Source organism: Actinoplanes sp. NPDC051405 (assembly GCF_055586185.1).
Genome location: NZ_JBVJIR010000001.1, coordinates 739,469 through 754,276 on the forward strand (window position 1 = coordinate 739,469; position 14,808 = coordinate 754,276).

Here is a 14,808-nt window from a genome sequence, read left to right on the forward strand (position 1 = left end):
CCTATCTGGAATATCAGGTACGGTACGCCGGTGCCCTCGGATACCGCACCCCCCTTGGTCGGCACGGACCGGGTGCTCGCCGTTCTGGCCGAACTGGCGGGCCACCCCGACGGCGCCTCCCTGGAGGAGCTGACCAGGGCAGTGGCCAGCCCCAAGCCCACTGTGCACCGCGCCCTGGCCGCCTTGTGCCGCTTCGGCTTCGCCGCCCGCAACGGCCACGGCCGGTACGTGCTCGGCGACGAGTTCCTGCGGCTGGCCTTCGCCCACCACGAGGCCCGCCCCGACCACCTGCGGATCGCCCCGGTGCTGACCGCGCTGACCGAGCGGTACGGCGAGACCGCCCACTACGCGGTGCTCGACGGCCACACGGTGGTCTACCGGGCCAAGGTCGACCCGGCGGCCGGGGCGCTGCGGCTGAGCTCCACGGTCGGCGGGCGCAACCCGGTGCACAGCACGGCGGTCGGCAAGCTGCTGCTGGCGTACGCGCTGCCGGACGACGACGCGGTCACCGCCTGGGTCGGCGACCGCACCCTCCCCCAGCGCACGCCACACACCCTGACCAGCGCCGAAGCCCTCGCCGCGGAGCTGCGGACCATCCGCGCCCGCGGGTACGCCGTCGATGACCAGGAGAACGAGCCGGGCATCGTCTGTCTCGCCGTACCCGTGTTCCTCACGTCGCCGACCCGGCCCAGCGGCGCCGTCAGCGTTTCCGCGCCGGTCTCCCGCACCCCGCTGGCGACCCTGGTCGCCGAGGTCCGGGCCATCCGGGCGACGGTGGAGGCCCGATGAACCGGACCGCCGAGGTCGCCTCCACGCAGAGCTTCATGCTCGGCGAGGGCCCCGTGTGGGATGCCCCGCGCGACCGGCTGCTCTGGGTCGACATCGACGCCGGCGCGGTGCACGAGGGCCGGCTCGCCGGCGACCGGGTGCTCGTCACCGGCACCCAGAAACGGGACCGCACGGTCGGCGCGGTGGTCTGCTCGGCCGCCGGCGAGCTGCTGGTGGCGGGCGCGGAAACGCTGCTCACCACGCCGCCGACTAGGGTCGTCGCCGCCGGCTCCGGCCACCGTCTGAACGACGGCGCCTGCGATCCGGCGGGCGCGTTCCTGGTGGGCACGCTCGCCCTGGGCGACACCGAGGGCGAGGAGACCCTGGTACGCCTGGAGCGCGACGGCTCGCTGACGGTGCTCGACGACGACCTCAACCTGTCGAACGGTCTCTGCTGGAGCCCCGACGGCAGCCTGCTCTACAGCATCGACAGCGTCCCGGGCATCGTCTGGGTCCGCTCGTACGACGCGGCCACCGGCGCCACCGGGCCCCGCCGGGAGTGGCTGCGCATCACCGACGGCCTGCCCGACGGTCTGTGCGCCGACGCGGACGGGCACCTGTGGATCGCGATCTGGGGCGCCGGTGAGGTGCGCCGCTACACCCCCGACGCCCGTCCCGCCGGGGTCGTCACGGTCGCGGCCCCGCACACCACCAGCGTCGCGTTCGTCGGTGCCGGCCTGGACCGGCTGCTGATCACCACCGCCACCGCCCACCTCGATGCGGACCAGCTGGCCGCGCACCCGATGTCCGGCCGGCTCTTCCTGGCCGACGTCGGGATCGCCGGGCTGCCGGTGACCCCGTGGGCCGGACCCAACCCTGGAGAGACATGAAGCTGATGCGCATCGGCAACGCCGGCCTCGAGCGCAGCGTCGTCCGCGTCGACGACGACACCTACGTCGACACCGCCGACCTGGAGGCGCTGTTCTTCACCGCGCCGCGGGAGTTCCGGCAGGCCGTCGAGGCGCGGATCGCCGCCGGGCAGGTACGCCGGTTCGCCGGGGAACGGGTCGGCGCGCCGATCCCCCGCCCGCACCAGATCCTCTGCATCGGGCTCAACTACCGCGACCACGCCGCCGAGACCGGGCAGGCCGTGCCGGCCGAGCCGATCCTGTTCACCAAGCCGCCGAACACGCTGGTCGGGCCGTACGACAGAGTGCGGCAGCCGCGCGGGTCGACCAAGCTGGACTGGGAGGTCGAGCTGGGCATCGTGATCGGCCGGCGGGCGAGCTATCTCGACGACCACGACGCCGCCCGCGAGGCCATCGCCGGCTACGTGGTCAGCAACGACATCAGCGAGCGGGCCTTCCAGATGGAACGCGGCGGGCAGTGGTCGAAGGGCAAGTCGGCCGAGACGTTCAACCCGGCCGGGCCGTGGCTGGTCACCCCGGACGAGATCGCCGACGTCAACGCGCTGGGCATGTGGCTGGACGTCAACGGGGTCCGGCGGCAGACCGGCAGCACCGCGACGATGGTCTTCGACCCGTACGAGATCGTGCGCTACCTGAGCCAGTTCCTGGTGCTGGAGCCCGGCGACCTGATCAACACCGGCACCCCGCCCGGCGTCGGCATGGGTTTCGACCCGCCGGTCTGGCTGCGCCCCGGCGACGTCATGGAGCTGGGCATCGACGGCCTGGGCAGCCAGCGCCAGACCGTGGTGCCCGCCCGCTGATGCGCGCCTTCGTGATCACCGGGCCGGGCCGGGCGGAGGTCCAGGAGGTGGAGCCGCCGTCGGCCGGTCCCGGAGAGGTCGTGGTCGACGTCGAGCGAGCCGGCGTGTGCGGCACCGACATGGAGTTCTTCAGCGGCGCGATGTCGTACCTGCACACCGGCCAGGCGAAGTACCCGATGCGGATCGGCCACGAATGGTCCGGCACGGTCAGCGCCGTCGGGTCGGGGGTCGCGGAGACATGGCTCGGGCGGCGGGTCACCGGTGAAACCATGCTGGGCTGCGGGCGCTGCGCCCGGTGCCGGTCCGGGCGGCAGCACGTGTGCGCCGACCGGTACGAGATCGGCGTACGCAACGGCTGGCCGGGGGCGCTGGCCGAGCAGTTGCCCGTACCGGTGAAGGCCCTGCAGGTCCTGCCCGAGCAGGTCGACGCGGCCCTGGGTGCCCTGGTCGAGCCCGGTGGCAACGCGCTGCGCGCGGTCCGCGGGGCGGCCCTGCCGCCGGGCGGGCGGCTGCTGATCCTGGGCCCCGGCGCGATCGGCCTGCTCACCGCCCAGATCGCCCTCGCCCAGGGTGCCGACGTGCACCTGCTCGGGCGCAGCGAGCCGTCGCTGGCGTTCGCCGCCTCGGTGGGCTTTCCGCAGGGCTGGACCGCCGGGACGCTGCCGGACCTGGCCTGGGACGCGGTCATCGACGCGTCCAACGGCCCGGAGCTGCCGGCGCTCGCCGCCGAGCTGGTCGAGCCGGGGCGGCGTGTCGTCTACGTCGGGCTCTCCGCCGAGCCGAGCCTGATCGACTCGCGGACGCTGGCCCTCAAGGACGTCACCGCGGTCGGGGTGCTCAGCGCCTCCGGTGGCTTCGCCGGGACGGTCGAGCTGTTCGCCTCGGGTGAGGTCGACCCGCGTCCGCTGATCGCCGCCACCGTCGGGCTCGACGACGTCGCCGCGGTGCTGGCCGGCGAACGTCGTCCCGGCTGGGGCGCCGGACCAAAGATCCACGTCGATCCGCGGCTCCGGTCATGACCGGCCGCACTCGGCCACGCCCAGCGGCATCGGATCACCGCCCGGCCGGCGCCGCGACATTAAATCACCGCCGGGCCGGCGCGGGCCGGGCCGGCACGCCAACGGATCACCGCCCGGCCGGCGCGGGCCGGGCCGGCACGACATCGCATTACCGCCTGACCGGCGCGGGCCGGAAGGGCACGGCATGGGAGGCCCAGGCATGACTGAGTTCGCCGGACTCACCGCGATAGTCACCGGTGCCGCCAGCGGCATCGGGGCCGCGACCGCCGCCCTGCTGCGCGAACGCGGCGCCCAGGTGGCCGGCCTCGACCTGGTCGAGCAGGACGCCGATCTGTCGGTGGTCTGCGACGTCGGCGACAGCGCGTCGGTGGACGCGGCCGTCGCCACGGTCGCCGAGCACTGCGGCCGCATCGACATCCTGATCAACAACGCCGGCATCGGCGCGGTCGGCGACGTCACCGCGAACAGCGACGACGAGTGGCACCGGGTGCTCAACATCAACGTGGTCGGCATCGCGCGGATGTCGCGGGCGGCGCTGCCGTACCTGCTCGCCTCGCCGAGCGCCGCCATCGTCAACACCTGCTCGATCGCGGCACCGCTCGGCCTGCCGCAGCGGGCGCTGTACTCGGCCAGCAAGGGCGCGGTGGCCTCGCTGACCCTGGCGATGGCCGCCGATCACGTCCGGCAGGGCGTACGGGTCAACGCGGTCGTGCCCGGCACGGCCGACACCCCGTGGGTGGCCCGGTTGCTGAACGCGGCCGAGGATCCGGCGGCGGCCGCGGCCGCGTTGCGCGGGCGGCAGCCGACCGGACGGCTGGTCACGGCGGCCGAGATCGCCCACGCCATCGCCTATCTGGCCAGCCCGTTGGCGTCCGCGACGACGGGCACGCTGCTGGCGGTCGACGGCGGCATGACCGGGATCCGCCTGCCCAGTTGAGACCGTCCACCCGGGACAGCGGCGCGTGTCGATCGTTGTTAGCGTCTGGGGCGCATCATCGCCGAGATCACCGGGGGACCCATGTCGAGATTGCGCACGCTGGCCGGCCTGGTCGTGCTGGCGACCACCGGGCTGCTGTTCACGCCCGTCGCGGCCCAGGCGGCGACGCCGCCGTTGCGGGCGAACATCACCTGCGACGCCCAGACCGGGGCCGTTACCACCTCGGCCTCCGGCACCCTGTTCACGCCGGGGACCCCGCCGGCGCCCGTGACCGTCGAGTTCCAGCGCCGTGGCGGGACGGTCGTCACGGCCACGACGTCGGCGCCCCTGGCGTCGGCGGCCGTGCCGCTCGTGGTCAAGACCACGAGCACCAGTTCGGGCGAGGTCAACGCGACCGGCTACAAGACCACCTTCAACCCCGTGACTTCCCTGTACTACCGGGAGAAGCTCGTCGTGACGTTCAAGAACGCAGCCGGGGTCACCCTGACCACGCGCGAGGCGACCTGCGACCACGACCAGCGAACCACGGTCACGTTGACCTGTGACCCCGAGGCGCGCACGATCACCGCGACCGTCGACGGCAGCAACGGGCAGGCCGGCGCCTCGTCCGGGGCCGGACGCCCGACCCGGGTCGGATATCACATCGTGCGCATCGTCCAGAACGGGCCGAACGAACCGCGCTTCCGCTCCGAGCTGCTCGGCGGTGCCTGGGACATCGAGCACCGGGTGACCCGGGCCGCCGACGGCACCTGGACCGACGCGGGTTACGTCCGCACGACCACCACCACGCCGTACTACCTGGCCGAGGAGCTGACCGTCGGCGTCTTCGACACCTACGGCACGGTCGTCGGGTGGGGCACCACCAGGTGCACCCTCTTCGACGGATCGGTGACGCCCGCCTGAGCAGCAGGAACGCCGGGTCAGCTCGCTGACCCGGCGTTCCTGGCGATGCGGTGCGATCTCAGACGTTGAAGCCCAGCGCGCGCAGCTGCTCGCGCCCGTCGTCGGTGATCTTGTCGGGGCCCCACGGCGGCAGCCACACCCAGTTGATCCGGAAGTCCTTGACCAGGCCGCCACCCGGCCCGGTGGTCAGCGCCTGGCGGGTCTGGTCCTCGATGACGTCGGTCAGCGGGCAGGCCGCCGAGGTCAGCGTCATGTCCAGGGTCACCACGTTGTCGTCGTCGACGTGCGCGTCGTAGACCAGGCCGAGGTCGACGACGTTGATGCCGAGCTCCGGGTCGACGACGTCCTTCATCGCCTCCTCGATGTCGGCGATGGTCGGCTTCGACACGACCGTGCCGGGTGCCGCCTCCGCCACCACAGGGGCCGTCGCGTCGTCGGGACCCGCCGTGTCGGCCGCGTCCGAGGCGATCTCTTCCAGCGTCTTGTCCGTCATGCTGTCTTCACCTCCGGGCTCACGCCCACACCGGCGCGCGCCGCGGCGTCCTTGAACGCCATCCACGGCAGCAGCGCACACTTGACCCGGGCCGGATAGCGCGCCACGCCGGCGAACGCCACCCCGTCCCCGAGCACTTCCTCGTCGGGCTCGATCTGGCCGCGGCTCTGCATGAGCGCGACGAACGCCTCCTGCACCGGGGCCGCCTCGTCCACCGTGCGCCCCTGGAGCAGCTCGTGCAGCACGGACGCCGAAGCCTGGCTGATCGAGCAGCCGATCCCGTCGTACGAGATGTCCGTCAGGGTGGAGCCGTCGACGGCGACCCGGAAGGTCACCTCGTCGCCGCAGGTGGGGTTGACGTGGTGCGCCTCGCCACCGAACGGCGCCCGCAGGCCCTTGCCGTGCGGATGCTTGTAGTGGTCCAGGATGATCTCCTGGTACAGCTGGTCGATCATCAGGCGAACACCTTCCGCACCTGCTCCAGACCGCGCGCCAGGGCGTCGATCTCGTCGGTCGTCGTATAGAGGTAGAACGAGGCCCGGGTCATCGCCGGGACCCCGAACCGCGCGCACACCGGGCGCGCGCAGTGGTGCCCCACCCTGACCTCAACACCGAGGTCGTCGAGAATCTGCCCGACATCGTGCGGGTGCACACCTTCGACCTCGAACGAGACCGTGCCGCCGCGGCCTTCCGGGGTGCCCGGGCCGAAGACCCGGACGCCCGGCACGTCCGCGAGGGCTTTCAACGCGTACGCGGTGAGCTCCTGCTCGTGCCGGTGGACGTTCTCCATGCCCAGCGCCGTCAGGTAGTCCACCGCCGCGCCCAGGCCGATCGCCTCGGTGATCGGCGGGGTGCCGCCCTCGAAGCGCGCCGGCGGCGGGGCGAACGTCGTGCCGCCCATCGTCACCGTCTCGATCGTCGACCCGCCGGCCAGGAACGGCGGCATGGCCTCCAGCAGCGCCATCCGCCCCCAGAGCACCCCGATGCCGGTCGGGCCGAGCATCTTGTGCCCGGTGAACGCGATGAAGTCCGCGCCCAGCTCGACCACGTCGAGCGGCAGGTGCGGCACCGACTGCGAGCAGTCCAGCATGACCAGCGCGCCGACCTCGTGGGCCCGGGCGACGATCCGCGCCGGGTCGTTGATCGTGCCCAGGATGTTGGACATGTGCACGATCGAGACCAGCTTGGTGCGCTCGTTGACCAGCTCGTCGAGGCCCGACTCGTCGAGCCGGCCCTCGTCGGTGACGCCGAACCAGCGCAGGGTCGCCCCGGTGCGCTGGCAGAGCAGCTGCCACGGCACGAGATTGGAGTGGTGCTCCATCTCGGAGACCACGATCTCGTCGCCGGGGCCCAGCTTGAGCAGATCCGCCGACGTGTACGCCACCAGGTTGATCGCCTCGGTCGAGTTCTTGGTGAACACGACCTCGTCGGGGCTGGGCGCCCCGATGAAGGCGGCGATCTTCGCGCGGGCATCCTCGTACGCCGTGGTGGACTCGGTGCCGAGCGTGTGCACGGAGCGGGACACGTTGCCGTTGTACTGCTCCTGGTGCGCCCGCATGGCGTCGAGCACCTGGCGCGGCTTCTGCGAGGTGTTCGCGCTGTCGAGGTAGACCAGCGGGTGCCCGTTGACCTCCCGGCTCAGGATCGGGAAGTCGGCACGCACCCGCGCCACGTCGAAGGTCATGATCGCCCCGATCCTCAGGCCCGCGCGCCGGCCACGTAACGCTCGTAACCTTCGGCCTCGAGCTGCTCGGCGAGCTCCGGGCCGCCCTCCTGGACGATCTTGCCGGCCACGAAGACGTGCACGTAGTCCGGCTTGATGTAGCGCAGGATGCGGGTGTAGTGGGTGATCAGCAGCAGGCCGGCCTCGCCGGACGCGCGGACCCGGTTGACGCCCTCGCTGACGATGCGCAGCGCGTCGATGTCGAGGCCGGAGTCGGTCTCGTCGAGGATCGCCATCTTCGGCTTGAGCAGCTCGAGCTGCATGATCTCGTGGCGCTTCTTCTCACCGCCGGAGAAGCCCTCGTTGACGTTGCGCTGGGCGAACGCCGGGTCCATCTGCAGCTTCTCCATGGCGCCGCGCAGCTCGCCGGCCCAGGTGCGCAGCTTCGGCGCCTCGCCGTCGATCGCGGTCTTGGCGGTGCGCAGGAAGTTGGCCACCGAGACGCCGGGGACCTCGACCGGGTACTGCATGGCCAGGAACAGGCCGGCCCGGGCGCGCTCGTCGACGGTCATCGCGAGGACGTCCTCGCCGTCGAGGGTGACGGTGCCGCCGGTGATCTCGTACTTCGGGTGCCCGGCGATGGAGTAGGCCAGGGTGGACTTGCCGGAGCCGTTCGGGCCCATGATGGCGTGCGTCTCACCCGACTTCACGGTCAGGTCGACGCCGGCCAGGATCGGCTTCAGCTCGCCCTCGGGCAGCTTGACCGACACCTGCAGGTCGTGGATCTCGAGGGTGCTCACGGCATGACTCCATTACTCGGCGTGGTCGAAACGTAGATGTCGCCGTCGCGGATCTCGACGGGGAAGGTTGCCACCGGCTCGGTGGCGGGCAGGCCGCTGGGCTCACCGGTACGCAGGTCGAAGCGGGAACCGTGCAGCCAGCACTCGAGGGTGCAACCGTCGACCTCCCCCTCGGAGAGCGCGACGGCGGCGTGGCTGCACTCGTCCCGGACGGCGTAGAACTGGTCGTCGTCGGCGTGCACGACGGCGATCTCCACGCCGTCGAGCTCCGTGGTGATGACGGAGCCCTTGGCGACATCCGCGGCCGGGCCCACTAGCTCGAAACTCATGAGCCCGCCTTCGCCAGCCTCGCCTCGATGGCGTCGCCCAGGCGCTCGCGCAGCTCCTCGACCGGGATCTTGTTGATCAGCTCGGCGAAGAAGCCGCGGACCACCAGTTTGCGCGCCTCGGACTCCGGGATGCCGCGGGCCATCAGGTAGAACAGCTGCTCGTCGTCGAAGCGGCCGGTCGCGCTGGCATGCCCGGCGCTGACCACCTCACCGGTCTCGATCTCGAGGTTGGGCACCGAGTCGGCGCGGGCGCCGTCGGTGAGCAGCAGGTTGCGGTTGATCTCGTACGTCTCCGTGCCGGTGGCCGCCGCCCGGATCACCACGTCGCCGACCCAGACGGTGTGCGCCGACCGGCCCTGCAGCGCGCCGCGGTAGCCGACGTAGCTGCGGCAGTCGGGCACGCTGTGGTCGACCAGCTGGCGGTGCTCGACGTGCTGGCCGGCGTCGGCGAAGTACAGGCCGTAGAGCTCGGCCTCGCCGCCGCGGCCCGCATACTCCACGCTGGCGAACTGCCGCAGCAGGCTGCCACCGAGGCTGACCTGCACGTGGACGACCTTGGCGTCGCGGCCCACCTTGAACTTGACGTGCTGGGCCTGCACCGCCTCGGCGTCCCACTCGGTGAGCGTGACGAAGGTGAGCTGGGCACCGTCGCCGAGCACCACCTCGATGTTGTCGGCCAGCGTCGCCGCGCCGGTCTGCTCCAGCACCACGGTGGCCTGCGCGAAGTTGCCCAGCTTGACGTAGGTGCGGGCGGCAGCCGCTTCGAGGCCCTGCCCGACGACCCGGATGACCACCGGCTCGGCCGCGACGGTGTCGGCGGCGACGTCGATCAGCGTCACGTTCGCCGCCGCGCCGTACGCCAGCGCGCTGATCCGGTCGAACGGCGTCAGCACCGCCTCGACCTTGCCCGCGTCGACCTGGGTCACCGACACGCCGGCCGGCAGGTCGCCGGGCGCGAAGCCCGGCGCCGCCCCGGTCAGCGTGGTCGCCGTGACCAGCTCCTTCAGGCGCTTGATCGGCGTGAAGCGCCACTCCTCCTCCAGGCCGCCCACGGCCGGGAAGTCGGTGACGTCGAAGGAGCGCAGCACCTGCGACTTGGTGCTCGGCGGGGCCATGGCCTCGGTAGTCATCTCGTCCTTTGCGTCTGCGTTGCGTCGGCCGGGGGCTTCTTTTAGCCCACAGCCCCTTCCATCTGGAGCTCGATCAGGCGGTTCAGCTCGAGGGCGTACTCCATCGGGAGCTCCTTGGCGATCGGCTCGATGAAGCCGCGCACGATCATCGCCATGGCCTCGTCCTCGGTCAGGCCCCGGCTCATCAGGTAGAAGAGCTGGTCGTCACTGATCTTGGAGACGGTCGCCTCGTGGCCCATCGCCACGTCGTCCTCGCGGATGTCCACGTACGGGTACGTGTCCGAGCGGGAGATCGTGTCGACCAGCAGCGCGTCGCACTTGACCGTGCTGGCGCTGTGGTGCGAGCCCTCCATGACCTGCACGAGGCCGCGGTACGAGGTGCGGCCGCCGCCCCGGGCGATCGACTTGCTGATGATCGACGAGGAGGTGTGCGGCGCGGCGTGCACCATCTTGGCGCCGGCGTCCTGGTGCTGGCCCTCGCCGGCCATCGCGACGCTCAGGACCTCGCCCTTGGCGTGCGGGCCGGTCATGTAGACGGCCGGGTACTTCATCGTCACCTTGGAGCCGATGTTGCCGTCGACCCACTCCATGGTCGCGCCCTCTTCGCAGGTGGCGCGCTTGGTGACCAGGTTGTACACGTTGTTCGACCAGTTCTGGATGGTCGTGTACCGGCACCGGGCGTTTTTCTTGACGATGATCTCCACGACCGCGCTGTGCAGCGAGTCGGAGGAGTAGATCGGGGCGGTGCAGCCCTCGACGTAGTGGATGTAGGCACCCTCGTCGACGATGATCAGCGTCCGCTCGAACTGGCCCATGTTCTCGGTGTTGATCCGGAAGTAGGCCTGCAGCGGGATGTCGACGTGCACACCCTTCGGCACGTAGATGAAGGAGCCACCCGACCACACGGACGTGTTCAGCGCGGCGAACTTGTTGTCGCCGACCGGGATGACCGTGCCGAAGTACTCCTTGAAGATGTCCTCGTGCTCGCGCAGGGCGGTGTCGGTGTCCAGGAACAGGACACCCTGCTGCTCGAGGTCCTCACGGATCTTGTGGTAGACGACCTCGGACTCGTACTGCGCCGCGACACCGGAGACGAGGCGCTGCTTCTCCGCCTCGGGGATGCCGAGCTTGTCGTACGTGTTCTTGATGTCCGCCGGCAGGTCGTCCCAGGACGCGGCCTGCTTCTCGGTGGAGCGCACGAAGTACTTGATGTTCTGGAAGTCGATGCCGGTGAGGTCGGCGCCCCAGTTCGGCATGGGCTTGCGGTCGAACAGGCGCAGGCCCTTGAGCCGCAGGTCGAGCATCCACTGCGGTTCGTTCTTGAGCGCGGAGATGTTGCGCACCACCGCTTCGGACAGGCCGCGCTGGGCGGTCGCCCCGGCGGTGTCGACGTCGGCCCAGCCGTATTCGTACTTGCCCAGGGCGGCGAGGTGCTCTTCCTGGGTGACGACGGGCTGAACGATCTGCTCGGTCATCTATCTGTCCTCACAGTGGTGGCGGTTGTATCGGTTGTGCTGATCACACGCGGCGGGGTGGGGATGTGCGTGGTGCACACCCCGTCGCCGTGCGCGATGGTGGCCAGGCGCTGCACGTGGGTGCCGATGAGCCGCGAGATGACCGCGGTCTCGGCGTCGCACAGCTGGGGGAACTCGGCGGCGACGTGCGCCACCGGGCAGTGGTGCTGGCACAGCTGCCCGCCGGACGCGATCGTCGTCGCGTTGGCAGCGTAGCCCTCGGCGGTCAGGGCCTCCGCGAGCGCCTCCGCCCGCGCGATCGGGTCGTCGCCGGCCTCGAGCAACGCGGCCCGGCAACGCTCCTCCAGGGCCGAGACCTGGGCGGTGGCGAAGGCGGTGACCGCCTCCGGGCCGCCGTGCTCGGCGATCCACCGCAGGGCGGCGGTGGCGATGCCGTCGTAGAAGTGCGGGAAGCCCTCCCGGGCGGCCGCGGTGAGCACGAACGCCTTGGCGGGCCGGCCCCGGCCGCGCGGGCCCTGCGGCCGGGTCTCGCGGACCTCGACGAGCTGGTCGGCCAGCATGGCGTCGAGGTGCTTGCGGATGGCGGCGGGGCTGAGCCCGAGCTGGGCGCCGAGCTCGGCGGCGGTGGCCGCGCCGCTCTCGAAGAGCAGCTGGGCGACCCGGTCACGGGTGCGCGCGTCGGCAGAAGGGGCCACAGCGGCCACTCCCCTGCTCAGCGCCAGCACTCCGTTTTTCACTACGCCAACGTTACGTAATTCCTGGAGCCCCTGCAAACCGGCACCCTGGTGATCCAGGACACCGCGTGCCCCGGGCGCGCTCAATCAAGATCAAATTCGGGCGTACGATGCCTGAGGTGAGCAATCGCACCCTCCTGCGCCGGCTGGCCCTGGCCTCGCTGGTCGCCAACGTCGGCCTGGTGGTCACGGGCGCGGCGGTCCGCCTGACCGGCTCCGGCCTCGGCTGCCCCACCTGGCCCAGATGCACCGAGGAGTCGTACACGTCGACCCCCGAGATGGGCATCAACGGCGCGATCGAGTTCGGCAACCGGGTGCTCGGCATCGTGCTCGGCCTGATCGCCCTGGCCTGCTTCATCGCCGCCCTGCTGCAGAAGCCGCGACGCCGGTCGCTGATCCTGCTGGCGCTGGCGGCCGGCCTGGGCATCCCGGGCCAGGGCGTGATCGGCGGCATCACGGTGCTGACCGACCTGAACCCGTGGGTGGTCGGCCTGCACTTCCTGCTCTCGATGGCGCTGATCGCGGTGACGTACGCCTTGTGGAAGCGCACCACGGAGGGCGACCGCCCGCGCCGCACCCTGGTCCCCACCCCGCTGCCGACTCTGGCCCGCCTGACCGCCCTGGTCAGCGGGGCCGTGATCGTCCTCGGCGTGGTGGTGACAGGCAGCGGCCCGCACGCCGGCGACCAGGACGCCAAGCGCAACGGCCTGGACCCGGCAACGATCTCCCAGGCCCACGCCGACCTGGTCTTCCTGCTGATCGGCCTGTCGCTCGGCCTGTGGTTCGCCCTGCGCGCGGTGAAGGCTCCCGCCCCGGTGATCCGGGCGGCCGGGGTGCTGATCCTGGTGGAGCTGGCCCAGGGCCTGATCGGCTTCGTCCAGTACTTCACCCACCTGCCGGTGCTCCTGGTCGGCGCTCACATGCTCGGCGCCTGCCTGGTCTGGGTGGCGACGCTGAACATGCTGTGGAGCCTGCGCGAACGCCCGTTCCACGAGTCACCGCAGAACGCCCCACCGGTCCCGGCCGCGATCCCCGAGCCCGTCGCCTGACCTCCGTGCTCGGCCACCCAGTCCCGCGGGTCGCCGACGTTCAAGTCGTCCACCCCGGCATCCGCGAGCGCCTGCCCGGGCGCCGGTACGCCACGCTTGCGGCGTCAGGCCGTACGCGCGGGCGAAAGCTCTCGTGAAGCCTCGGGGGTCCCTCGCATCAAGACCCTGGACATACGAAAGCGGCCCGGAAAGCTTCCGGGCCGCTGCAACGGACAAGGACTGTATGTGAGGAGGCGGAGTAGCCCCGGGCTCAGCGCGCCATGCTTCGGCGGGACATCGAGCGCCACAGGTCGTTGCTCGGGCGCATCTGCTCCATGAGCTCCCGCTCCCATGCGTTTTCCACTTCGACGCCTGCTGTTTCGCACGCCTTGCGGGCGACGTCGGTGCCGTCGGCGGCGAACTGGTCGGTCCACTCGCCGTCCTCGCCGACCAGGACGATGCGGGCGCCCCGCTTGCCGACGTACTCGATGACCGCCTTCGCGCCGCCGTGGCCGACGGCGAACGACTTGATGTCGGCGGTCAGTGTCGTATCGGAACCTTCTGCCATGACTCGCAGCCTAGGCAGACTTCCGGCCTTGGCAAGCACACCCAGTGCGTTTTTGTGATGGCAATTACCTGCGGGTTTAAGCGCTACGGACATTGTTTTCGACCGATACTGCCCGAATTGCACCCCTGCTCAGGTTCCACCTAAGGGGGTACGGAGCGTGACCTCGCTAACGCAAATAACGGGCATTCTGTGCGACGTGCGTGAATGTCATCACGCAATGCCACCAACTCAGACGAGTGCGTCGACCGCCACGGCGATGAACAGAATCGTCAGGTACGTGTACGACCAGTGGAACAGCCGCATCGGCTTGAGCGGCTCCCCGCGGCGTGAGCGCAGCACCAGCCGCACCGCCTCGGACAGGAAGACCGCGCCCGACAGCACCGCCGTGACGCCGTAGATCGGGCCCAGGCCCAGCGGCCACGCCGCCAGGGACGCCACCAGCATCAGCACCGTGAAGATCAGGATTTCGGCGTTGACCCGGCCGGCCGAGCGCACCACGGGCAGCATCGGGATGCCGGCGCGGGCGTAGTCGTCCTTGTACTTGATGGCCAGGGCATAGAAATGCGGCATCTGCCAAAAGAACACAACCGCAAAAAGCGCCCAGCCCAGCGGGGCCACCGAGCCGGTCACCGCGGCCCAGCCGATCAGCACCGGGGCCGCCCCGCAGATGCCGCCCCAGAAGGTGTTCGCCGGGGTACGCCGCTTCAGCCACAGCGTGTACACCACGTCGTAGTAGAAGATGGACGCCGCCGTCATCGCCGTGGCGAGCCAGTTCGTGAAGGCGCCCATCAGCACGACCGACACCACCGCGAGCACCAGGCCGAAGATCAGGGCCGAGCGCGGGGTGACCGTGTGCGCCGGCAGCGGGCGCCGCTTGGTACGCCGCATCAGCTGGTCGATGTCGCGGTCGATGTAGCAGTTCAGCGCGCTCGCCGCGCCGGCCGCCAGGGATCCGCCGACCAGCACGACCGCCATCAGCCACAGGCTGGGCCAGCCGCCCGCGGCGAGCATCATCGCCGGGATCGTGGTCACCAGCAGCAGCTCGACGATCCGCGGCTTGGTCAGCGAGACGTACGCCTTCACCACGGCGCCGATGTCGCGGCGACCTCCCGGCCGGCCCGCCGTGGGCGGGACCGCCTCGAGAAGACCGGGCGACCGCCCCTGGTCGGGACGCTCGGTGATCATGCTCACGGACAGCCACCTTCCGGCATCGGCGAGGGTGTGGAACAGAG

17 protein-coding genes are annotated in these 14,808 nt (G+C 70.9%); 7 read left to right on the top strand and 10 right to left on the bottom strand.

Annotated features, from left to right (window positions below):
• Positions 1–30: 30 nt before the first annotated feature.
• From ACZ6S4_RS03430 to ACZ6S4_RS03455, 6 genes are all read left to right on the top strand, one after another.
• Positions 31–789, top strand: a complete 759-nt coding sequence (locus tag ACZ6S4_RS03430) for an IclR family transcriptional regulator (protein ID WP_465473341.1) — start codon at positions 31–33, stop codon at positions 787–789.
• On the top strand, positions 786–1,658 hold the full coding sequence (locus ACZ6S4_RS03435) for an SMP-30/gluconolactonase/LRE family protein (RefSeq protein ID WP_465473342.1): 873 nt from the start codon (positions 786–788) through the stop codon (positions 1,656–1,658). The genes ACZ6S4_RS03430 and ACZ6S4_RS03435 overlap by 4 nt, the downstream gene beginning before the upstream one ends.
• Positions 1,655–2,497: a fumarylacetoacetate hydrolase family protein gene (locus ACZ6S4_RS03440; RefSeq protein WP_465473343.1), complete on the top strand. Its 843-nt coding sequence runs from the start codon at positions 1,655–1,657 to the stop codon at positions 2,495–2,497. The genes ACZ6S4_RS03435 and ACZ6S4_RS03440 overlap by 4 nt, the downstream gene beginning before the upstream one ends.
• The gene (locus ACZ6S4_RS03445) at positions 2,497–3,516 is read left to right on the top strand and encodes a zinc-dependent alcohol dehydrogenase (RefSeq protein ID WP_465473344.1); all 1,020 of its coding nucleotides are present in this window, start codon (positions 2,497–2,499) and stop codon (positions 3,514–3,516) included. Before ACZ6S4_RS03440 ends, ACZ6S4_RS03445 begins: the two co-directional genes overlap by 1 nt.
• Positions 3,517–3,715: 199 nt before the next feature.
• Positions 3,716–4,453: an SDR family NAD(P)-dependent oxidoreductase gene (locus ACZ6S4_RS03450; RefSeq protein WP_465473345.1), complete on the top strand. Its 738-nt coding sequence runs from the start codon at positions 3,716–3,718 to the stop codon at positions 4,451–4,453.
• 81 nt (positions 4,454–4,534) lie between these two features.
• Positions 4,535–5,356 carry a hypothetical protein gene (locus ACZ6S4_RS03455; protein ID WP_465473346.1) on the top strand — a complete coding sequence of 274 codons (822 nt, stop codon included), beginning with the start codon at positions 4,535–4,537 and terminating at the stop codon, positions 5,354–5,356.
• 58 nt (positions 5,357–5,414) lie between these two features.
• Here ACZ6S4_RS03455 and ACZ6S4_RS03460 read toward each other — a convergent pair whose 3' ends face one another.
• The 8 genes from ACZ6S4_RS03460 to ACZ6S4_RS03495 are packed head-to-tail and all read right to left on the bottom strand — an operon-like array spanning position 5,415 to position 11,983.
• On the bottom strand, positions 5,415–5,849 hold the full coding sequence (locus ACZ6S4_RS03460) for a metal-sulfur cluster assembly factor (RefSeq protein ID WP_465473347.1): 435 nt from the start codon (positions 5,847–5,849) through the stop codon (positions 5,415–5,417).
• Positions 5,846–6,307 carry a Fe-S cluster assembly sulfur transfer protein SufU gene (sufU, locus tag ACZ6S4_RS03465; RefSeq protein WP_465473492.1) on the bottom strand — a complete coding sequence of 154 codons (462 nt, stop codon included), beginning with the start codon at positions 6,305–6,307 and terminating at the stop codon, positions 5,846–5,848. Before sufU ends, ACZ6S4_RS03460 begins: the two co-directional genes overlap by 4 nt.
• On the bottom strand, positions 6,304–7,533 hold the full coding sequence (locus ACZ6S4_RS03470) for a cysteine desulfurase (RefSeq protein WP_465473348.1): 1,230 nt from the start codon (positions 7,531–7,533) through the stop codon (positions 6,304–6,306). The genes sufU and ACZ6S4_RS03470 overlap by 4 nt, the downstream gene beginning before the upstream one ends.
• A 14-nt stretch (positions 7,534–7,547) precedes the next feature.
• Positions 7,548–8,312: a Fe-S cluster assembly ATPase SufC gene (gene sufC, locus ACZ6S4_RS03475; protein ID WP_465473349.1), complete on the bottom strand. Its 765-nt coding sequence runs from the start codon at positions 8,310–8,312 to the stop codon at positions 7,548–7,550.
• Positions 8,309–8,641, bottom strand: coding sequence for a non-heme iron oxygenase ferredoxin subunit (locus ACZ6S4_RS03480; RefSeq protein ID WP_360547771.1), 333 nt, complete (start codon positions 8,639–8,641; stop codon positions 8,309–8,311). Before ACZ6S4_RS03480 ends, sufC begins: the two co-directional genes overlap by 4 nt.
• Positions 8,638–9,771, bottom strand: a complete 1,134-nt coding sequence (gene sufD / locus ACZ6S4_RS03485) for a Fe-S cluster assembly protein SufD (protein WP_465473350.1) — start codon at positions 9,769–9,771, stop codon at positions 8,638–8,640. The genes ACZ6S4_RS03480 and sufD overlap by 4 nt, the downstream gene beginning before the upstream one ends.
• Positions 9,772–9,812: 41 nt before the next feature.
• On the bottom strand, positions 9,813–11,246 hold the full coding sequence (gene sufB / locus ACZ6S4_RS03490; RefSeq protein ID WP_465473351.1) for a Fe-S cluster assembly protein SufB: 1,434 nt from the start codon (positions 11,244–11,246) through the stop codon (positions 9,813–9,815).
• The gene (locus tag ACZ6S4_RS03495) at positions 11,243–11,983 is read right to left on the bottom strand and encodes a helix-turn-helix transcriptional regulator (protein ID WP_465473352.1); all 741 of its coding nucleotides are present in this window, start codon (positions 11,981–11,983) and stop codon (positions 11,243–11,245) included. Before ACZ6S4_RS03495 ends, sufB begins: the two co-directional genes overlap by 4 nt.
• A gap of 107 nt (positions 11,984–12,090) precedes the next feature.
• On the opposite strand from ACZ6S4_RS03495, the gene ACZ6S4_RS03500 reads away from it, so the two are divergent.
• Positions 12,091–13,029 carry a COX15/CtaA family protein gene (locus ACZ6S4_RS03500; RefSeq protein WP_465473353.1) on the top strand — a complete coding sequence of 313 codons (939 nt, stop codon included), beginning with the start codon at positions 12,091–12,093 and terminating at the stop codon, positions 13,027–13,029.
• A 250-nt stretch (positions 13,030–13,279) separates the two neighbouring features.
• Here ACZ6S4_RS03500 and ACZ6S4_RS03505 read toward each other — a convergent pair whose 3' ends face one another.
• Positions 13,280–13,576 carry a hypothetical protein gene (locus tag ACZ6S4_RS03505; RefSeq protein ID WP_203763057.1) on the bottom strand — a complete coding sequence of 99 codons (297 nt, stop codon included), beginning with the start codon at positions 13,574–13,576 and terminating at the stop codon, positions 13,280–13,282.
• 228 nt (positions 13,577–13,804) lie between these two features.
• Positions 13,805–14,767, bottom strand: coding sequence for a heme o synthase (locus ACZ6S4_RS03510; RefSeq protein ID WP_465473354.1), 963 nt, complete (start codon positions 14,765–14,767; stop codon positions 13,805–13,807).
• Between the last annotated feature and the right edge of the window lie 41 nt (positions 14,768–14,808).